The 19,181-nt window shown below is 64.2% G+C and carries 16 protein-coding genes; 10 read left to right on the top strand and 6 right to left on the bottom strand.

Features of this window, described 5'->3' with window-relative positions:
• Positions 1 to 39: 39 nt before the first annotated feature.
• A complete protein-coding gene (locus H8A92_RS16800) occupies positions 40 to 939 on the top strand; it encodes an amino acid ABC transporter substrate-binding protein (protein WP_229196816.1) in 900 nt (299 codons plus the stop codon).
• 141 nt (positions 940 to 1,080) lie between these two features.
• Complete coding sequence (locus tag H8A92_RS16795; RefSeq protein WP_229196815.1) at positions 1,081 to 2,685, top strand: sensor domain-containing diguanylate cyclase; 1,605 nt, start codon at positions 1,081 to 1,083, stop codon at positions 2,683 to 2,685.
• A 61-nt stretch (positions 2,686 to 2,746) separates the two neighbouring features.
• Here the strand turns inward: H8A92_RS16795 and H8A92_RS16790 are convergent, their stop codons facing one another.
• From H8A92_RS16790 to H8A92_RS16780, 3 genes are all read right to left on the bottom strand, one after another.
• Positions 2,747 to 4,777: a TonB-dependent receptor gene (locus H8A92_RS16790; protein WP_229196814.1), complete on the bottom strand. Its 2,031-nt coding sequence runs from the start codon at positions 4,775 to 4,777 to the stop codon at positions 2,747 to 2,749.
• A 481-nt stretch (positions 4,778 to 5,258) separates the two neighbouring features.
• The gene (locus tag H8A92_RS16785) at positions 5,259 to 5,630 is read right to left on the bottom strand and encodes a hypothetical protein (RefSeq protein ID WP_229196813.1); all 372 of its coding nucleotides are present in this window, start codon (positions 5,628 to 5,630) and stop codon (positions 5,259 to 5,261) included.
• A gap of 74 nt (positions 5,631 to 5,704) precedes the next feature.
• Entirely contained in the window at positions 5,705 to 6,604 is a 900-nt protein-coding gene (locus H8A92_RS16780; protein WP_229196832.1) for a LysR family transcriptional regulator, read from the bottom strand.
• Between the two features lie 125 nt (positions 6,605 to 6,729).
• Here H8A92_RS16780 and H8A92_RS16775 point away from each other — a divergent pair, with 125 nt between their 5' ends.
• From H8A92_RS16775 to H8A92_RS16765, 3 genes are read left to right on the top strand one after another with little or no spacing between them, the layout of a single operon-like run.
• A complete protein-coding gene (locus tag H8A92_RS16775) occupies positions 6,730 to 7,554 on the top strand; it encodes an alpha/beta fold hydrolase (RefSeq protein WP_163158187.1) in 825 nt (274 codons plus the stop codon).
• Positions 7,555 to 7,561: 7 nt separating this feature from the next.
• Positions 7,562 to 8,530, top strand: coding sequence for an MBL fold metallo-hydrolase (locus tag H8A92_RS16770; protein ID WP_233285487.1), 969 nt, complete (start codon positions 7,562 to 7,564; stop codon positions 8,528 to 8,530).
• A gap of 48 nt (positions 8,531 to 8,578) precedes the next feature.
• Positions 8,579 to 9,328, top strand: coding sequence for an SDR family oxidoreductase (locus H8A92_RS16765; RefSeq protein WP_163158183.1), 750 nt, complete (start codon positions 8,579 to 8,581; stop codon positions 9,326 to 9,328).
• A 235-nt stretch (positions 9,329 to 9,563) separates the two neighbouring features.
• On the opposite strand, the gene H8A92_RS16760 is transcribed toward H8A92_RS16765, so the two are convergent.
• Both H8A92_RS16760 and H8A92_RS16755 read right to left on the bottom strand, forming a co-directional pair.
• Entirely contained in the window at positions 9,564 to 11,060 is a 1,497-nt protein-coding gene (locus H8A92_RS16760; RefSeq protein WP_229196812.1) for an NAD-dependent succinate-semialdehyde dehydrogenase, read from the bottom strand.
• Between the two features lie 150 nt (positions 11,061 to 11,210).
• The gene (locus H8A92_RS16755; RefSeq protein ID WP_229196811.1) at positions 11,211 to 11,534 is read right to left on the bottom strand and encodes a hypothetical protein; all 324 of its coding nucleotides are present in this window, start codon (positions 11,532 to 11,534) and stop codon (positions 11,211 to 11,213) included.
• On the opposite strand from H8A92_RS16755, the gene H8A92_RS16750 reads away from it, so the two are divergent.
• The 3 genes from H8A92_RS16750 to H8A92_RS16740 all read left to right on the top strand — a co-directional run bounded on the left by H8A92_RS16750 (position 11,522) and on the right by H8A92_RS16740 (position 14,924).
• Complete coding sequence (locus H8A92_RS16750) at positions 11,522 to 11,860, top strand: hypothetical protein (RefSeq protein WP_229196810.1); 339 nt, start codon at positions 11,522 to 11,524, stop codon at positions 11,858 to 11,860. The two genes, H8A92_RS16755 and H8A92_RS16750, sit on opposite strands and share 13 nt — an antisense overlap.
• Before the next feature lie 22 nt (positions 11,861 to 11,882).
• A complete protein-coding gene (locus H8A92_RS16745; RefSeq protein WP_229196809.1) occupies positions 11,883 to 13,076 on the top strand; it encodes a serine hydrolase domain-containing protein in 1,194 nt (397 codons plus the stop codon).
• A gap of 147 nt (positions 13,077 to 13,223) precedes the next feature.
• Positions 13,224 to 14,924, top strand: a complete 1,701-nt coding sequence (locus tag H8A92_RS16740; protein WP_233285486.1) for an AMP-binding protein — start codon at positions 13,224 to 13,226, stop codon at positions 14,922 to 14,924.
• 212 nt (positions 14,925 to 15,136) lie between these two features.
• Here H8A92_RS16740 and H8A92_RS16735 read toward each other — a convergent pair whose 3' ends face one another.
• Complete coding sequence (locus H8A92_RS16735; protein ID WP_229196808.1) at positions 15,137 to 16,138, bottom strand: adenosine kinase; 1,002 nt, start codon at positions 16,136 to 16,138, stop codon at positions 15,137 to 15,139.
• 299 nt (positions 16,139 to 16,437) lie between these two features.
• Between H8A92_RS16735 and murJ the strand changes: the two genes are divergently transcribed.
• Both murJ and trpS read left to right on the top strand, forming a co-directional pair.
• Entirely contained in the window at positions 16,438 to 17,976 is a 1,539-nt protein-coding gene (gene murJ / locus H8A92_RS16730) for a murein biosynthesis integral membrane protein MurJ (protein WP_229196807.1), read from the top strand.
• 66 nt (positions 17,977 to 18,042) lie between these two features.
• Entirely contained in the window at positions 18,043 to 19,095 is a 1,053-nt protein-coding gene (gene trpS, locus H8A92_RS16725) for a tryptophan--tRNA ligase (protein ID WP_229196806.1), read from the top strand.
• The last annotated feature ends 86 nt before the right edge of the window (positions 19,096 to 19,181 follow it).

The following is a 19,181-nucleotide window of genomic DNA, read 5'->3' as shown; positions in this document are numbered from 1 at the left end:
TCTATCGTATCCAATCTTGCCGACCTCTGCGAGCACCCGATGAATCAAGTCACCAAGCGATTGATTTACCTGACCTTTCTCGTAGTGGCGGGATCCGCCCCGGCGCAGGCCCAATCGCCGGGCGGCACGCTGGCCAAGATCCGCGACGCCGGCGAGATCCGGCTCGGGCATCGCGACGTCTCGATCCCGTTCTCCTATCTCGACGACAACCAGAAGCCGGTCGGCTTCGCGATGGACCTCTGCGCGCGGATCGTCGATGCGGTGAAGGGCGAGCTCAAGCTGCCGGCGTTGCCGACCAGGCTGCAACCGATCCAGCTCTCCACCCAGATACCGCTGATCGAGAACGGCACCATCGACATCGTCTGCGGTCCCGCGACCAACACGCTGGAGCGGCAGAAGGTCGTCGCCTTCAGCGACACGATCTTCGTGTCGAGCATCCGCGCGGTGGTTCAGAAGGACGCGCCGATCAAGACCTTCGAGGATCTCGGCGGCCGGCCGGTCGCGCTGACCTCGGGCTCAACCTCGATCGGGCTGTTGAGCGCACGCGCCCAGGAGAAGAACTTTCAGACCAAGAACATCCTGACGCCGGATCATGCCGCATCGTTCCTCGCGCTCACCACCGGGCGCAGTGAAGCCTTCGTGATGGATGACATTTTGCTGGCCAGCCTGATCGCGGGCAGCCACAACCCGGCGGACTGGCGCATCATCGACGACAGCCTGCGCACCGAGCCCTACGGGCTGATCATTCGCAAGGGCGATCCGGAGTTCAAGGCGCTGGTCGACCGGACGCTGGTCGCCATGATGAAGAGCAACGAATTCCAGGAACTCTACGCAAAATGGTTCACGCGGCCGATTCCGCCGAAGAACGTGAACCTGAATTTTCCGATGACGGCGCCGCTGAAGGACGCCGTCGCCAATCCAAACGACAAGGGCGTGTGACGGAGACGCGTGGGAGTTGCCGCGAAGTCGCCGGTTCGCGTCAACCGAACGTTAGGCAGGAACCCCGATCACACGAGAAATATTAAGTCTTCATTGCCTCGGCGGGTTTCGAATGGTGCAGGTCCATTTGGAAACGCCGTCATGCCAGTGCCCGATCTCAAAGTCCGTGGCCGCACGCTGCTGACCGCCAAGGTCATCTTCAACTTCGGCCAGTCCACCATCGACTGCGTCGTTCGACGCATCACGGACGAGGGCGCAACGATCGAGCTGGAAAGTGCGCTCGGCGTCCCCGAGCACTTTCAGCTCTCCATCCCCAGCGAGCAGGCGATCCTGCCTTGCAAGCTCGCATGGCAATCGGAGCGGCAGATCGGGGCCACCTTCGAAATCCAGCAGACCGCCGACACGCCGGCGACCAAGCAGAGTGCATCCGAAGAACGCGGCGGCGACCACATCGTGCGCAGCCAGATGCTTGCGCTGCGCGCCGCGCTCGAACAGGTGCCGCTCGGCATCGTTCTGCTCGACTCCAGGCTGATTGCCCGTTTCATCAACCGGGCGTTCCGGCAGATGTGGGCGCTGCCCGATACGGTCGCAGACCGGCACCCGTCCTTTGCCGCGTTGATGTTTCATGGGCGCGACACCGGCGCCTACGATATCCCAGCAGACCAGATGGAAGCCTATGTCGCCGAGCGCATCGAGCGCATCACACGAAATGAGAGCTCCCAGGCCGATCTGCGCCGTACCAAGGGCGATGTCATCCGCGTGCAATGCACTCCGCTGCCCGACGGCGGCCGCATGCTGAGCTACACGGATGTCACCGATATCGTCCACCAGGCCGACGAGCTGAGGGCGCTGCGCGATGCACTGGACACTGTTCAGGACGGCGTCCTGCTGCTCGATGCCGATCTCAAGGCGACCTTCATGAACCAGAAGGTTCGGCAGTTCTGGGAGATCGACGAACGGGCGGCGGCGGCACGTCCGTCCTATGCCTCGCTGATCACGCGCGCGCGGCGGGCGATCGATCCGAACCTGACGGCGAAGGAGCTCGCCGGTTTCGCGAGCAAGCGCATCGCCGAGGTGAAGGCAGGCGACCATGTGCGTGAATTGCAGACCCCCGACGACCGCCGCCTCCGGGCACATTGCACCACCATCGCAGGCGGTGGCCGCGCGATTACCTATTACGATGTCACCGATCTGATCCGGAATGCGGAGCAGCTCGAGCGGCTGGCGACAACCGATCCGCTCACGGGCCTCTACAATCGACGGCACTTCCTCGCCGCGCTGGATGCCGAGTGGAGCCGCTTTCAGCGCTATTACCGTTCGGTATCGGTGCTGATGGTGGACATCGATCACTTCAAGGACGTCAACGACCGCTACGGACACGCGATCGGCGACGAGGCGATCAAGGCAATGGCCAGCGCGTGCCTTCACGGCAAGCGGAAATCCGACATCGTCGGCCGTGTCGGTGGCGAGGAATTCGCCATCGTGTTGCCGGAGACGACCCTGTCGCGCGCCAGGATCGTCGCCGAGCGCATACGCAAGCGCATCGCCGGGCAAACGCTGAGAACGCGTGACGCCGATTTCCGGATCACCGCCAGCATCGGAGTTGCCGAGGCTTTGGTCAGCATGTCCGGCATCGAGGCTCTGATGAACGCCGCCGACCAGGCGCTGTATCAGGCAAAAGCCCAGGGGCGGAATTGCTGCGTGTGCTGGTCTCCGCCCGCCCCAGCGAAGCTCGCCGCGGAGTAGCATCGCGTCGAGCCGGCTTTGCCCCATCGAGCGCAGGCGCGATGGGGCTTCCGCATTTCGGCTAGAAATCGACCGTCATCGAAAGCCACAGCGTCCGCGGCATGCCGCTGATCACATAGCCGGTCGGATTGCCGATCCAGTAGTGCTTGTCGAACAGATTGGTCAGCGACGCCCTGAACGTGGCCGGACGCCCCGCAAGCGTCGTCGCGTAGCGCGCACCGATGTCGAAGGTCGCCCAGGAGGGGACGCTCTGGACATTGTCGGCGCTGACATAGGCCCGGCTGGTGTAGATGGCACGCGCCGTCGCGGTGAGGCCGGGCACGAAGGGCGTATCCCATTCGACGCCGAGATTGCCCTGCAGGTCGGGCGCGCCGATCGCGCGATTGCCGTCGTAGAGGTGGCCCTGCGTCTGGGTGAGCCGGGCATCGAGCCAGGTCACGCCACCAAGCACACGGACGCCGGGCGCGACCTCGCCAAACGTATTGAGCTCGATACCGCGGTTTCTCTGCTGGCCATCGAGACTGTAGATCTTGGTGATGGGATCGATCACGCCGCTCGGCAGGCTGATCTGGAACGCTGAGAGGCTGGCGCCGAAGCGCCCGAGATCGAGCTTCGCGCCGACTTCCACTTGCCGCGTCTTGAAGGGCGCGAACACCGCATTGGTGTTCACCGCGCCGGACGGCGGCGTCGGCCCCGGCGTCAGGCCTTCGATGTAGTTGGCATAGAGCGAAAGCTCCTTGATCGGCCGCACCATCAGCGCAATCGAAGGCGAGGTTGCGCTGTCGTCGTAGTGGGTTGTTTCCAGGCCGCTGACGGGACTGAAGCTGTTGGCGATCACCTGCTGCCGGCGGGCGCCCACGATCACTTGCAGCATGCCGCCCATTGCCGTGATGGTGTCGGCAACGCCGACGCTGCGCAGCCCGAGGATGCCGGACTTGCCCTCGGGGAATGTCGATACCGGTGGGCCGGCGGTGGTCAACAAGGTCGGCCGGTAGATGTTGGTGAGGTAGGTCGCATGATTGGTCTGGCCGAGCCAGTCGGTCCGGTCGAGCGTGCTGCCGCTGACCACGACCTCATGGCCGACGGGGCCGGTGTCGAAGCGCGCGCGGACACCCGCCTCACCGGAGACGCCCTCCGACTTGCCGGTCTGGAATCGGGACGTGCCCAAGGCATCACCCGCGGTGTTGAGGATCGTCGCGCCCGGATCTTCCTGCTTGTCGTAGCGGAACTGGTTGGCGCCAACAGCGCCGAACACCGTGACGCTGTTGCTGAGATCGTACTCGGCCCTGGTCAGGCCGGTCAGGCTCTGCGACCGCGCACGGTCGAACGGCTGCGCGAGATTGATGCGCGGATCGGGAGCGCCCGGCATGGCGATGCCCGGCACCGGCGTGTAGCCGCGCTGGGCCGCCTTCATCCAGTCGTCCTGGGAGATGATGTCCGCGGACCAGCGAAAGCGGTCTCCACGATAGTCGACGCCGAGCGAGCCCACGCCGTTGCGCGTGGCCTGGCGGTCGATCGAGGTGTTGCCGCCATCGATCCCGCCGTTGAAGCGGACGTCCCACTCCTTTTGTTCGCCATAGCGGCGCGCGAGGTCCAGCTCGGTTCCGAAACGTCCATCCGAGATGTAGCCGGCGGTCAGGCGCGTGAGGTCTTCCGCGGCGCGCTTGGTCACGACATTGACGGTGCCGCCGATGCTGCCTTGCGGGGCCATGCCGTTGAGGAAGGCAGCCGGTCCCTTGAGCAGCTCGATGCGCTCGATGGGAGCCGGGTTGACACGATAGGCCGGAACGAGACCGTAGAGTCCGTTCAAGGCGATTTCGCTGTTCTCGACCCGGAAGCCGCGGATGGTCAGCGCGTCATAACGATTGCTGCTGCCGATCGCAGCCCGCACCGACGGATCGGAGTTCGTCAGCACTTCGGCAATGCTGGTCGCCTGCTGGTCGCGGATCGTCTTCTCGGTGTAGCTCGTCAGGCTGTACGGCGTGTCCATGTAGTCCTTGTTGCCGAGCAGACCGAGTTGCCCGCCACGCGCGACCTGGCCACCGATATAGGGCACCGGCAACGCCGCCTGCTGCGCGCCGGCGGTCGGCATGGCTGCAGGCGTCGCCGCATGCTCACGCCTGCTCGCCTGAGGCGATGCCGACGAGCGTGCCGACCGCGACGATGACGGCCTTCGAACCGGCGTGGCCCGATGCTGAGGCGCAGCGACGACGACCGGCGGAAGCGGCGCCGCGCCGCTCGCGGCTGGTTGCTCCGGCGACTGCGCGAGCGCCGGGACCGCAGTCAGGAGGAGAGACGCGCACGCGAGTCGAAATGCGCCCGGAACGTTTGAGGTGACAAGCATGAGGTCCCCGGAGTCTTTTTCTTGGCTTCATCTCGAACATGGAGAGAAGTTCGAGCGTGACCACCGGGGCATAAGCATCACGCGCTGTGACGCCAACTAGAACGCATCTAAGAGAACGGAGATGAAGCTTGCCGCGCGACGCGACATCGATGCGGCGGAGTCTGCGCTTTGATTGTTCGCGCGTTGGCGTTGCGCGTATGCGGCGTGATTCTGACTGCCGGCTTCAAGGTTAGAAAGATTCTTGACGCGATCGGGACAATCGATTCGGCGATCGCGGTGAATTGTCGCAGGGCACTGAATGCCGGCGGACGCGGCGATCGAGGATCGCGGTATCGATTGTTGCGATGTTCATCGCATTACGCGCGTTCCGGCAGCGCGCAATTCGAAACACATAAAACGCCGCAGAGAGTCTGCGAGGCGCGAGCATATCGATTCGCGCCTCGCAATTTTCGACGAGATTATGCTCGCACATTAAGAGCGGCTTGGCTGCGGTCGCTTCCGAAGGCGAGATGGCGAAGGTCATCCAGGCATTCCAGCCTTCCGACCGATCGTGGGCCGCGAATTCCCTGTATGCCTTCGCGCCCGCAGCGCTCTTCTGCATCGATCCTCCGCCTCCAGGATGTCCCGGTTCCCACGGACGAGGCAGCAGGCGGCTGAGCGCTGGCGGCCGGAAGGTCAGTCCAACGCCAGCCGCGTCTTGAGGCGCGGCGTCATCCAATTCAGGAATGCTCGCAGCTTCATCGGTATGGGCTTGCGCGGCGAATAGACGATATGGACGGGAAGCGGCTCAGGTTCGAAGTCGTCGAGCACGATGGCAAGCGTTCCAGCCTGCTTTGCCGCGTCCATCTTGTACGACATCACCCGTGTCAATCCGGCGCCGGCGATCGCAGCCAGCACGGCTGCTTCCGAGGTGTTGACGCACAGCCGCGACTTGATCGGCGCTACCTTAGCCCGACTGCCTCGCACGAAGCGCCAGACGGACGGCGCAACGCGATCGTCGATGGTGACGCAATCGTGGTCGGCAAGGTCGGCGAGCTGCCCCGGGCGGCCCCGAGCCTCGAGGTATGAAGGGCTTCCGCAAACGACGATGCGGATCGAACCGATCCGGGTCGCGATCATGCCGCTGTCGGGCAGCGCCCCGACCCGTATCGCGATATCGATATCCTCCTCGGTCGTATTCACTACGCGATCGGTCAACATGAGCCGTAGCGAGATCTCGGGGTAGGCCTGGAGAAACTCGATGGCCAACGGCACCAGATGCGTATGGCCGAGACCCCATGGCGCCGTCACTGCCAAGCCCCCCTTAGGAATTCGGTACTCCCCCGACACCTCCCGTTCGGCGTCGTCGACCTGCTCGATTATGCGCTTGCAGGCGTCGATATAAGACCGTCCGGCATCCGTCAGCGTCATCCGACGGGAGGTCCGCTGAAACAACTGGGCCTTCAGCCTGGATTCCAGCTCGGCGACTTTGCGGCTGACGGTGGCGACCGGGGATTTTAGGCGACGCGAAGCGGCCGAGATGCTGCCTGTCTCGGTCACGGCGATGATCACCGACATCGCTTCAAGGCGGTCCACGGAAGGCTCACCTTTCCGAACTTTGGGAAGTTCCTTCTCGATCTTACGGGCTGCACAGCCGCGCTGCAACGCGGTACCCGTGAAGAAGTCCGGTCCGATCGGCCGCAGAAAACGGGAGTTCAACGATGAGCACCGTCACGACCAAAGATGGCGTCGAGATCTTCTACAAGGATTGGGGCAAGGGACAGCCGATCGTCTTCAGTCACGGCTGGCCGCTGTCGGCCGACGACTGGGACGCGCAACTGCTCTTCTTCCTCGGTAAGGGCTATCGCGTCATCGCTCACGACAGGCGCGGCCACGGTCGCTCCTCCCAGGTCGGCGACGGTCACGACATGGACCACTACGCTGACGACCTCGCGGCGGTCACGGGTCAGCTCGAACTGCAGAACGCGATCCATGTCGGTCATTCGACGGGCGGCGGCGAAGTGGTGCGCTACCTCGCGCGTCACGGCGACAACCGCGTCGCCAAGGCAGCCATCATCAGCGCGGTGCCGCCGCTGATGGTGAGGACCGACGCCAATCCGGGCGGACTTCCCAAGGAAGTGTTCGACGACTTCCAGGCGCAGCTCGCCACGAACCGCTCGGAGTTCTATCGCGCCGTGGCGGCGGGACCTTTCTACAACTACAACCGACCGGGCGCGAAGCCCTCGGAGGCGACCATCCAGAACTGGTGGCGCCAGGGCATGATGGGCGGCGCCAAGGCCCACTACGACGGAATCGTTGCATTCTCGCAGACCGATTTCACCGCCGACTTGGGGAAGATCACCATCCCGGTACTGGTGATGCACAGCGAGGACGATCAGATCGTTCCTTACGCCGATGCCGGACCGCTGTCCGCCAAGCTTCTGAAGAACGGCACACTCAAGACTTACAAGGGCTTTCCTCACGGCATGCCGACCACGCAGGCCGAGACCATCAACGCCGATCTTCTCGCGTTCATCGAGAGCTGAGGCCGCCATGATCTCGAGACAACATTCCATATCGCGGCGTGGCTTCTGTCTGTGCTGCATCGGAGGCGCGGCCTCCGCAACCGCGGGAGCCTGGCTGACGCCGCGACAGGCCTTCGCTGAGGCGCGCGGCATCGTCAGCCTGATCAAAGACAGCGCCGCCTCGGCGCCGATCGTCACGCACAAGCTGCGCGGCAACATCTGTGCGCTCGAAGGCTCCGGCGGGACAGTAGCCGTGCTGACGGGTCCCGATGGCAAGGTGCTGATCGACGCCGGCATCGCCGTCTCCCGCCCGCAAATGACGAAGGCCCTTGCTGAACTCGGTGCCGAGCCGATCACGCACCTGATCAACACCCATTGGCATTTTGACCATACCGACGGCAACGCCTGGCTCAACGCGGCCGGCGCGAAGATCATCGCCCAGGACAACACGCGCAAATACCTGTCCCAGGTGCAGCGCGTGGAGGAATGGGACTACAATTTCCTCGCGCTGCCGCCGGCTGGACTTCCGACCGAAACGTTCGCCGACGAGCGCAGCCTCAAGCTCAATGGCTCGACGATCGCCCTCAAACACTACGGTCAGGCGCATACCGACAGCGACATCTCCGTGACGTTTCCCGAAGCAAATGTCGCGCATCTAGCCGATACGTTCTGGAACGGCATCTATCCGTTCATCGACTATTCGACCGGCGGAAGCATCGACGGGATGATCGCAGCCTCCGATGCCAATCTCGCGGCGACCAGCGACGAGACCATCATCATCGCCGGCCACGGCAAGGCGCTCGGCACGAGGGCCGAGCTCCGCGAATTCCGCGACATGCTGGCGGGCACCCGCGACAACGTAGCCGCCCTCAAGAAGCAGGGGCGCTCACGCGACGAGACGGTAGCGGCCAAACCGACAGCCGCCTTCGACGCCAAATTCGGCAACTTCGTCATCGATCCCGCCTTCTTCACCCGACTGGTCTACGAAGGCGTGTGACCGCAAGCGACATCGGATTCACCAATCACTCCGAAGCCGGAGGCCGACATGGATCGATTGTCAGGAAAGATCGCGCTGATCACCGGAGGTAGCAGCGGCATCGGGTTAGAAACTGCCAAGCTGTTCGCGAAGGAAGGTGCGTTTGTCTTCATTACGGGAAGGCGACAGGCAGAACTCGAGAATGCTGTCGCGGCGATCGGATCGAACGCCAAGGGCATTAGGGGCGATATTGCCAATCTCGGCGACCTTGATCGCCTCTTCGAGGAGATCAAGGAGGTCAAGGGACGCTTGGATATTCTCTTCGCAAATGCTGGCCTCGGCGAATTCGCCCCTTTAGGGACGATAACCGAGGCCCACTTCGACAAGACTTTTGGCGTCAACGTGCGTGGAACCCTGTTCACCGTACAGAAGGCCCTGCCCCTCATGGGCGAGGGATCTGCGATCGTGCTGAACGCTTCGATCGCGGCCATAAAAGGAACGCCGGCGTTCAGCGTGTACGCAGCGACCAAGGCCGCGATCAGGTCGTTTGCACGCGGCTGGAGCGTCGATCTGAGAGATAGGAAAATTCGCGTAAACGTCGTGAGCCCAGGTACGGTGCCGACGCCGGCCTACGACGGTTTCGGCATGACCGAAGACCAGATGGCTGGCTTCTTGAAAGGTCACAGCGATGTAGCGCCGACCGGAAGGGTAGGGCTGCCGAGCGAGATCGCTGAGGCAGTTCTATTCCTAGCATCCGACAAGAGCTCGTTCGTGAATGGCGCGGAACTGTTCGTTGACGGCGGCTTCGCACAGGTCTGACCTCGACGAGACGCCCTGGTGGGCAGTCGGGCCTCGTAAGCGAGGATCGACTGCCCGACCAGGTCGAATTCATTTCTGGCAAAACGTTCTTCTGCGCGCGTTGGAATGCGCGCGATATAGAAACTTGCTCTACTCGCGCGTCGACTGTTGATTGCAGACGTGCATTCGCACCAACCGACTCGTTCTTAAACCGCGATCGACCCGCTCTTTGGGTGGCGGCATAGAGATCGGCGCATCAGACGCCGGCCATCATTACGTATTTGATCTCGACATACTCATCCATGCCATGGCGCGAGCCTTCGCGGCCGAGGCCCGATTCCTTGACGCCGCCGAACGGGGCGACTTCGGTGGTGATCAGGCCGGAGTTGACGCCGACCATGCCCGACTCCAGCGCTTCGGCGACGCGCCAGACGCGGCCGATGTCACGCGAGTAGAAGTAGGAGGCGAGGCCGAACGGCGAGGCGTTGCACATCGCGATCACATCGGCCTCGTCCTTGAAGCGGATCACCGGCGCGAGCGGGCCGAAGGTTTCCTCCTGCGCCACGAGTGCGTCGGGTCTCACGTCCGACAGCACGGTCGGCTCGAAGAAGCTGCGGCCGAGCGCCGAGCGCTTGCCACCGGTCACGATCTTGGCGCCGCCCTTCACGGCGTCGGCGATGTGCCGCTCGACCTTTTCGATCGCCTTCATGTTGATCAGCGGTCCCTGGGTCACGCCGGCCTCCGTGCCGTCGCCGATCTTCATCTCGGCGACCTTCTTGGACAACTTCTCGACGAACTGGTCGTAGATCTTGTCCTGCGCGTAGAGACGGTTGGCGCAGACGCAGGTCTGGCCCATGTTGCGGTACTTAGAGACGATGGCGCCTTCGACTGCGGCGTCGATATCGGCATCGTCAAACACCACGAACGGCGCGTTGCCGCCGAGCTCGAGGCCGAGCTTCTTCACGCCGACCGATGCCTGCCGGTACAGGATCTTGCCGACATTGGTCGAACCGGTGAAGCCGACGAACCGCACCGCGGGATGCTCGCACAGCACCTTGCCGATCGGCGGCGCATCACCGGTGATGATGTTGAGCACGCCCTTCGGCACGCCGGCCTTCTCGGCCAGTACCGCCAGCGCAAGCGCCGATAGCGGCGTCTCGTTGGCGGGCTTCAGCACCACGGTGCAGCCCGCCGCCAGCGCCGGCGACACTTTTCGCGTGATCATCGAGTTCGGGAAATTCCACGGCGTGATGGCGCCGCAGACGCCGATCGGCTGCCGGATCGCGAGCAGACGCGCATCCGGACGCTGAGTGGGGATCGTCTCGCCATAGACGCGGCGGGCCTCCTCTGCGAAGAACTCGACATAGGCCGCGCCGATGTCGACTTCGCCGAGCGCTTCCGCCAACGGCTTGCCCTGCTCCGAGGTCAGGATCAGCGCGAGATCCTCGCGATTGGCGATGATCAGGTCGAACCATTTGCGCAGGATGTTGGAGCGCTGTTTCGCGGTGAGCTTGGCCCAGGCCGGAAACGCGCGCTGCGCGGCCTCGACGGCTTTGGTGGCATCATCGGCGCCCAGCTGCGCGATCTTGATCAGCTCGACGCCGGTCGCCGGATTGTTGACGGCGAATTCGGGCGTACCGACCCAGGCGCCGTCGATATAGCAGCGGTCGCGCAGCAGCGACGGGTCCTTCAGGCGGCCTTGCAGGGAGGATGCTGCGGATGGCGTGGCGCGTGCGGCAACGGGCGGGGTCATGGCGTTACTCCTGGAATTTCTTTGGAAGGGTATTCGCCGCCTATATAAGCGGAAAGCCGCCGCGATGCACCGGCGACAGGCGCGACCCTGCTTCAAGCAATATTGAGGGCTGGCGCACGAACTTTCTTCATGCGCCGGTGCGGGTCGCGCTCAGATCGCGCCGCCCGACATATAGGTTTCACGACGGCCGATCATGCGCTCGGCTGCGGCCTTGGCATCCGCCTTGGTCGAGGTTGCGCAGGTCCGGTATTCGAGATCAGCCTGCGCCCGCGCATCGCGGCGGCCGAACCAGGATTTGGCGCCGCTCTGCAGCAGCGCCAGCGCCTGCGCAACATTGTCGACTGCCTCGAATGAGTGCAGCGCACCGGTACCTGCGTAGCGGACCTCGTAGAGACCTGGGCTGATCGGCGCCTCGATATTCTCGCCGCGGCCCGGCCGCGGATAGCGCTTCCATTCACTCCATGTCGAAATCATTGCTGCGTCCCCGCAAGGCGCGAAATGACGAATCTTTTCGTCAAATCCATCCCAATTCGCCGCACCGTTTATGCAGCGATCTGAATGCGTTAATGCAAAAAACAGGTACGAAAAATCAATCTGCCGATCACGTTACCGTGGCCTCCTTCCCGGGTCACGGGACAAGCGCGGACTCCACCGCAAAATCTGTGCGCGTGGTGAACGCCCTCTCAGCGTGGGCCGTTCCTATGCAGCTCGGCTTCACGACATCGCGACATCATCGCCGCGCAGCCGCCTTGCGGGAGCGGGAAAGCGGGAGGATGATCCCGCCCACTTCAAAACAATAAACCCCACCGGAGGACGCCCCCAATGCAGAGCAAGGCTCAGATCGATCAGGTATTGCGGCAGAAGAGCGAGGCAAAGGAGATTCCCGGTGTCGTCGCAGTCGCGGCGACCGGCAAGGACGTGATCTACGAAGGCGCGTTCGGCAAGCGCGATCTCTCCAAGAGCGATCCGATGACAGCCGACAGCGTGTTCTGGATCGCCTCGATGACCAAGGCGGTGACCTGCGCGGGCGCGATGCAGCTCGTGGAGCAGGGCAAGCTCTCGCTCGATGAGCCGATCGGCAAGCTGCTGCCCGATCTCGCCGCGGTGCAGGTGCTCGATGGCTTCGACGCCAAGGGCGAGCCGAAGCTGCGGCCGGCAAAGGCGCCGGTCACGCTGCGCAAGCTCATGACCCACACCGCCGGCTTCTGCTACGACCTGTGGAACGCCGACATGGGGAAATACATGGAGAAGACCGGCACGCCCGGGATCATCTCCTGCCTGAATGCCGCGCTGAAGACGCCGCTCGCGAGCGATCCGGGCACGCGCTGGGAATACGGCATCAATATCGACTTCGTCGGCAAGGCAGTGGAAGCTGCATCCGGCAGGAAGCTCGATGCCTATCTGCGCGACAACATGTTCGCGCCGCTCGGCATGAGCGACACCGCGTTCAAGATCTCCGACGACATGCGCAAGCGGCTGGTCGGCATGCATGCGCGCGGCGAGGACGGCACGCTGGCGGCGATCCCATTCGAGCTCGAGCAGAACCCTGAATTCCACATGGGGGGCGGCGGCCTCTATTCGACCGCGGCCGACTACATCAAGTTCTGCCAGATGATCCTCAACAAGGGCAAAGGCAACGGCAACCAGCTGTTGAAGCCGGAGACCATCGCGGCCATGGGGCAGAACCAGATGGGCGATCTCAGCGTCAGCAAGATGACGACGGCGGCGCCGCCGTACACCAACGATGTCGACCTCTATCCGGACCAGGTGAAGAAGTGGGGACTGAGCTTCCTCATCAACACCGCCAAGACGCCGGAAGGCCGCAGCGCCGGCAGCCTCGCCTGGGCCGGCCTTGCCAACACCTATTACTGGATCGATCCGGCGCGCGACGTCTGCGGCGTGATCCTGACCCAGCTATTGCCGTTCGCGGACAAGCACAGCCTGGAAGCCTTCGCAGGCTTCGAGAAGGGCATCTATGCCGGGCTCGACGCCGGCAGCGGGCAACGGGCGGCGTAAGGTTCCAGTCAAGCAAGAAAAATCCCTCCCCTCGCGGGGAGGGATTTTTCATACCCGCCATAGGTCGGGCCTGTCCCGTCGGCGCCAAACGACTAAGATCGCGCAAAAAAGCGCGACGACACGAACACGACCACGAGGAGGACGATCTTGGCACCCACCCCCAAGGCAGAGAGCTATGTATGCGGCATTTCCGATACGCCGCTGCTCGGTGAAACCATCGGCCGCAGCCTCGACCGCGCACGCGCGCGCTGGGGCGAGCGCGAGGCGCTGGTCTCGCCCAGCCACAATGTGCGCTGGACCTGGAACGAATTCGCCGAGCGGGTCGAGGCGGTGGCGGCGGGCTTCCTCGCGCTCGGCCTGCAACGCGGCGAGCGGATCGGCATCTGGTCGCTGAACCGGCCGGAATGGACGCTGACGCAATTCGCCGCCGCGAAAGCCGGACTGATCCTCGTCACCATCAACCCTGCATATCGGCTGAGCGAGCTCGAATTCGCACTACGCAAGGTCGGCTGCGCCGCGATCGTGACCGCGACCGCATTCAAGACCTCGGCCTATATGGAGATGATCAACACGCTGCTACCGGAGCTTGCGAGTTCGGAGCCCGGCCAATTGCGATCGGCGCGACTGCCGCAACTGCGCGCCGTGATTCAGATCGGTGGACCGGCCGCATCAGGCACCATTCCGTTCGAGCAGGTCGCGCAGATGGGCGGCGAGCGCCATCGCGAGCAGCTCGCAGCGCTCGGCAAGAGCCTGCAGTTCGACGATCCGGTCAATATTCAATTCACCAGCGGCACCACGGGCTCGCCCAAGGGCGTGATGCTGACCCATCACAACATCCTCAACAACGGCTACTTCACCGGCCGCGCCATGCGCCTGACCGAACAGGATCGCATCTGCATTCCGGTGCCGCTCTATCACTGCTTCGGCATGGTGATGGGCAACCTCGCTTCCGTTACGCTCGGCACCACCATGGTCTATCCCGGCGAAGGTTTTGATCCGCTGGCGACGCTGACCACGGTCGCGCAGGAAAAGTGCACGACGCTCTATGGCGTGCCGACGATGTTCATCGCCGAGCTCGACCATCCGGAATTTTCGCGGTTCGATCTGTCGTCGCTGCGCACCGGCATCATGGCCGGCGCGCCCTGCCCGATCGAGGTGATGAAGCGCGTCAACACCGAGATGAACATGCGCGAGGTGACGATCGCCTACGGCATGACCGAGACCAGCCCGGTGAGCTTCCAGAGCGCGACTGACGATCCCTTGGAACGCCGCGTCTCGACTGTCGGCCGCATCCATCCGCATGTCGAGGTCAAGGTGGTCGATCTCGACGGCAAGGTGGTGCTGCGCGGCGAACGCGGCGAGCTCTGCACCCGCGGCTACAGCGTGATGCTCGGCTATTGGGACGAGAAGGAAAAGACCGGCGAGGTGCTCGACGCCAATGGCTGGATGCACACCGGCGATCTCGCCGTGATCGACGACGAAGGCTATTGCAACATCGTCGGCCGCATCAAGGATCTGGTGATCCGCGGCGGCGAGAACCTCTATCCAAGAGAGATCGAGGAATTCCTCTACCGCCACCCGAAGATCCAGGATGTGCAGATCTTCGGCGTCGCCGATCAGCGCTATGGCGAGGAGCTGTGCGCCTGGGTCAGGGTCAGGGCCGGGGAGACGCTGACCGCCGAAGAGGTCCGCGCCTTCTGCCAGGGCCAGATCGCCCACAACAAGATCCCGCGCTATGTCGAGTTCGTCGACGAATTCCCGATGACGGTAACCGGCAAGATCCAGAAGTTCGTGATGCGCGACGCGGTGGAGCAGCGGCTCGGATTGAAGGCGGCGAAGACGGCGTGAGGTCCTTTCTTCTCCCTCGCCCCGCTCTTGCGGGGAGAGGGCTGGGGTGAGGGGCTGCTTCCGCGAGTTGTGACCGGGGTGAGACCTGCACCCCCTCACCCGGAAGCATCTCGCGATGCATCATAGCCGGAGCTTTGCTCCGGCGTTCTTGGGGACGGCCGCCAAAGGCGGCCTACGCCTCTCCCCGCAAGCGGGGCGAGGTAAGAGGCGGCTTAAACCAGCAGCCCCTGCTGCTTTGCCAAATCCTTCAGCGACACCAGCGGCCGGGCGCCGATGTGCTGGATCACTTCGGCCGCGGCGAGCGCGCCGAGACGGCCGGCATTCTCGTGGCCGACATTGCGCACCAGGCCGACCAGGAAGCCGGCGGCGAACAGGTCGCCGGCGCCTGTGGTGTCGACGAGCTTGTCGATCGGAGAAGCCGGCGCGGAGGTGACGTCATTCCCCGAGATCACGACGCAGCCCTTCTCGCTGCGGGTGACGACGCCGAGCTTGGTGTCCTTGCCGAACTGCTTCAGCGCGGTGTCGAAATCCGAGGTCTGGTACAGTGAGTGCAGCTCGGACTCGTTGGAGAACACCAGGTCGACGATGCCCTTGCGCATCAGATCGAGGAATTCGTCGCGGTAGCGATCGACGCAGAACGAATCCGACAGTGTCAACGCGACCTGGCGGCCGGCGCCATGCGCAATCGTCGCCGCCTTCACGAACGCGTCCTTGGCGTTCTTCGGATCCCAGAGATAGCCTTCGAGATAGATGATGCTGGCGGCGGCGATCTGGGCCGGATCGATGTCGTCGGGCGTCAGGTCCTGCGCGGCGCCGAGATAGGTGTTCATGGTGCGCTCGCCGTCCGGCGTCACCAGGATGTAGCAGCAGCCGGTTGCCGGGCCGGCCTTGGCCGGCGCGGTGTCGAAGCTCACGCCGGCGGCGCGGATGTCGTGGACGTAGAGCTTGCCGATCTGGTCGTCCTTGACCTTGCCGACATAGGCAGCGCGGGCGCCGAGATTACCGACGCCGACGATGGTGTTCGCGGCCGAGCCGCCCGACACCTTGGTCGCCACCCCCATGTCGCTGTAGATCGCGCCGGCGCGCGCCTCGTCGATCAGCTGCATCGAGCCCTTGGTCATGCCGTGACGGCTGAGGAATCCCTCGTCGGTCTGCACCAGCATGTCGAAGATCGCGTTGCCGATCCCGAGAACGTCATATTTTGCGTCAGCCATAGACCTGCCCTGTGTTAACGCCACCCAACAAGAGCCGCGACCTATCACGTTACGCCTTGAGGCAGCAAGCCGGGCTATTCGGAACGAATTTATCGGGACCGCGACCTGTCAACCCGTCATCCTGAGGTGCGAGCGGAGCGAGCCGCGAAGGATCGACGGCCACCAGTCGGGCCGATTCATCCTCCGAGGCTCGCCGAACGGGCTCGCACCTCCAGCGACAAAGGCGAAGCCTTTGCGCGGGGATGACGGGCTTAGCTCGGGCCACTGGCGGCAAGGCGCGCTGCTGCTATACAGACCTGATGTTCCGCTCCTTCCTCACGGTTTCCTCGGGAACGCTGGCCTCGCGACTCCTCGGCTTCGTGCGCGATTCCGTGATCGCGGCGCTGCTTGGCGCGGGGCCGGTAGCGGATGCCTTTCTGGCCGCATTTCAGCTTGTGAACGTGGTGCGACGGCTGCTGTCTGAAGGCGGGCTGAATGCTGCGCTGGTGCCAGCCTGGCTCAAGGTTCGCGACGGCGACGGTGAAGCAGCGGCGCGCGCTTTCGCCGGCCGCGTGCTCGGCACGGTCAGCGCCGCCGTGATCGCGGCCGCGCTCGTGATCGGCGCGCTGATGCCGCTGGTGATCGCCGCGATCGCGCCGGGCTTCGTCGGCCGAGAGACGCTGCAACTCGCGGTCGATAACGCAAGGCTGATGCTGCCTTATCTCGCCTTCGCCGGTCCGGTCACCGTGATGATGGCGCTGCTCAATGCGCAGGGGCGCTTTGTGCTGACCGCGTTCTCGCCGCTGCTGTTCAACATTGCGCTGATATCAGTGATGGTCGTGCTGCTGATGCGGCAGCAGAAGCCGGTGCAGGCCGCGCTGGTCATGGCGGCCACGATCGGCGTCGCCGGATTGCTGCAACTGTCGATGCTGGCGCTGCGCGGCGCCAAGCTCGCTTCGCCGCTCCGCGTCTCCTTCGATCCCGAAATGCGCGGCTTTCTCGGCCGCGCGGTGCCCGGCATGGTCGCGAGCAGCGCGCCGCAATGGCTGATGGTAGCCGGCGCGGTGATCGCTTCCACCTCGCCATCGGCAGTGTCCTGGCTCTATTTCGCCAACCGCCTGCTCGAGCTGCCGCTCGGCATCGTCGGCGTCGCGATGGGCACCGTGCTGATCCCGGAGATGACGCGCGCGGTGCGCGGCGGCGAGCACGCCGCGATTGCGCACGCGGAATCGCGTGGCCTCGAGCTCGCGGTCGGGCTGGCGCTGCCGGCGACGCTCGGCCTGATGGTGCTGAGTGAACCGATCGTGCGGATGCTGTTCGAGCACGGCGCATTCACCGCGGAAGATACAGCGGCGACCGCGCAGGCGCTGATCTGGCTGACGCTGGCGCTGCCGGCGCATGTGCTGGTGAAAGCGCTGTCGCCGGCGTTCTTTGCGCGCGAGGACACCATGACGCCGCTGTTCGCGACGCTGAAGGCGGTCGTGGTCGCGATCGCGGCCGCCTTCCTGCTGGGCCACATGTTCGGCGCGAGCGGGATTGCCGCAGGCATTACGCTCGGCGCCTGGAGCAACGCGCTGGCGCTGATCCGCAAGGGCGCCGCGACCTTCGGCTTTTCGGTCGATGCCGAGTCGCGCCGCCGGCTGCCCCGCATCCTGGTCGCGGCACTCGCGATGGGCGCAGCGCTGTGGCTCGCGGAAGCTGCCCTGCCGACAGCCGGCGGCCACGGTTTGGTGCAGGCGGCCTCGCTCCTCGTGCTGATCGCGGCCGGTATCGCCGGTTATGGGCTCCTGTTGCAGCTTTTCGGCGTTATCGGCTGGCGAGAGGCGGTTAACGCCGTCAGGCAAAGGCGCCCCGCCTGACTTGCGCACGCGGGCCTTAAATGGCAAACGAGCCCGCAAAAGCAGCCTATTTCCGGGAATTAGACCATGGCGTTCGTTGAACGGGTTTTCTCAGGCGTCCAGCCGACGGGCAATCTGCACCTCGGCAACTATCTCGGCGCCATCGTCAACTTCGTGAAGATGCAGCAGACCCATAACTGCATCTATTGCGTCGTCGACATGCACGCGATCACGCAGGGCGTCGACGTCTGGGGCGGCCCGGCCGAGCTCGCGCGCAACACCCGCGAGGTGACCGCGGCCTTCATCGCCGCCGGCATCGATCCGAACAAGCACATCGTGTTCAACCAGAGCCAGGTTGCCGGCCATGCCGAACTGACCTGGATCTTCAACTGCGTTGCCCGCGTCGGCTGGCTGAGCCGGATGACCCAGTTCAAGGAGAAGGCGGGCAAGGACCGCGAGAACGCCTCGGTCGGTCTCTACGACTATCCGGTGCTGATGGCGGCCGACATCCTGCTGTACCGCGCCACCCACGTGCCGGTCGGCGAAGACCAAAAGCAGCATCTGGAGCTGTCCCGCGACATCGCGCAGAAGTTCAACAACGATTTCGGCGATTCAATCCGCAGCCACGGCTTCAATGAAGGCCTCTACTTTCCGCAGCCGGAGCCGTTCATCACGGGTCCCGCGACGCGGGTGATGAGCCTGCGCGACGGCACCAAGAAGATGTCGAAGTCGGACGCGTCGGACAATTCGCGCATCAACCTCACCGACGACGCCGAGACCATCGCGCAGAAGATCCGCAAGGCGAAGACCGATCCGGAACCGCTGCCGTCGGAGGAAAAGGGGCTGGAGACCCGCCCCGAAGCCGACAATCTGGTCGGCATCTACGCGGCGCTCGCCGAAATCTCCAAGCAGGAGGTGCTCAACCAGTTCGGCGGCGGGCAGTTCTCCAGCTTCAAGAACGCGCTGGTCGAGCTGTGCGTCGCGAAACTGGCACCGATCGCCGGCGAAATGAAGCGGCTGGTTGCCGATCCCGGCCATGTCGATTCGATCCTGACCGACGGCGCCAACCGTGCCCGGATCATCGCCGACCAGACCATGCGGATGACCAAGGACATCGTCGGCTTCATCCGCCCGCGCTGACATCACCGGCAGACCTGCGCGCTCCCTCTCCCCAACGGGGAGGGAGTATGGCAGCATGGGTTGGTTTGGTTCAGCACCGGGACATG

The organism is Bradyrhizobium acaciae, assembly GCF_020889785.1.
Classification (GTDB): Bacteria; Pseudomonadota; Alphaproteobacteria; order Rhizobiales; family Xanthobacteraceae; genus Bradyrhizobium; species Bradyrhizobium acaciae.
Note: the sequence above shows the minus strand (reverse complement) of the source record. Positions and strands in the feature narration are given on the sequence as shown.

Excerpts from the sequence above, each read along its gene's own strand:
- trpS (WP_229196806.1), top strand. The coding sequence starts at position 18,043 with ATGGCGTTCGTTGAACGGGTTTTCTCAGGCGTCCAGCCGACGGGCAAT.
- H8A92_RS16750 (WP_229196810.1), top strand. The coding sequence starts at position 11,522 with ATGTCGAAATCATTGCTGCGTCCCCGCAAGGCGCGAAATGACGAATCT.
- H8A92_RS16795 (WP_229196815.1), top strand. The coding sequence starts at position 1,081 with ATGCCAGTGCCCGATCTCAAAGTCCGTGGCCGCACGCTGCTGACCGCC.
- H8A92_RS16765 (WP_163158183.1), top strand. The coding sequence starts at position 8,579 with ATGGATCGATTGTCAGGAAAGATCGCGCTGATCACCGGAGGTAGCAGC.
- murJ (WP_229196807.1), top strand. The coding sequence starts at position 16,438 with ATGTTCCGCTCCTTCCTCACGGTTTCCTCGGGAACGCTGGCCTCGCGA.
- H8A92_RS16800 (WP_229196816.1), top strand. The coding sequence starts at position 40 with ATGAATCAAGTCACCAAGCGATTGATTTACCTGACCTTTCTCGTAGTG.
- H8A92_RS16760 (WP_229196812.1), bottom strand. The coding sequence starts at position 11,060 with ATGACCCCGCCCGTTGCCGCACGCGCCACGCCATCCGCAGCATCCTCC.
- H8A92_RS16745 (WP_229196809.1), top strand. The coding sequence starts at position 11,883 with ATGCAGAGCAAGGCTCAGATCGATCAGGTATTGCGGCAGAAGAGCGAG.
- H8A92_RS16770 (WP_233285487.1), top strand. The coding sequence starts at position 7,562 with ATGATCTCGAGACAACATTCCATATCGCGGCGTGGCTTCTGTCTGTGC.
- H8A92_RS16755 (WP_229196811.1), bottom strand. The coding sequence starts at position 11,534 with ATGATTTCGACATGGAGTGAATGGAAGCGCTATCCGCGGCCGGGCCGC.
- H8A92_RS16775 (WP_163158187.1), top strand. The coding sequence starts at position 6,730 with ATGAGCACCGTCACGACCAAAGATGGCGTCGAGATCTTCTACAAGGAT.
- H8A92_RS16735 (WP_229196808.1), bottom strand. The coding sequence starts at position 16,138 with ATGGCTGACGCAAAATATGACGTTCTCGGGATCGGCAACGCGATCTTC.
- H8A92_RS16785 (WP_229196813.1), bottom strand. The coding sequence starts at position 5,630 with ATGCAGAAGAGCGCTGCGGGCGCGAAGGCATACAGGGAATTCGCGGCC.
- H8A92_RS16790 (WP_229196814.1), bottom strand. The coding sequence starts at position 4,777 with ATGCCGACCGCCGGCGCGCAGCAGGCGGCGTTGCCGGTGCCCTATATC.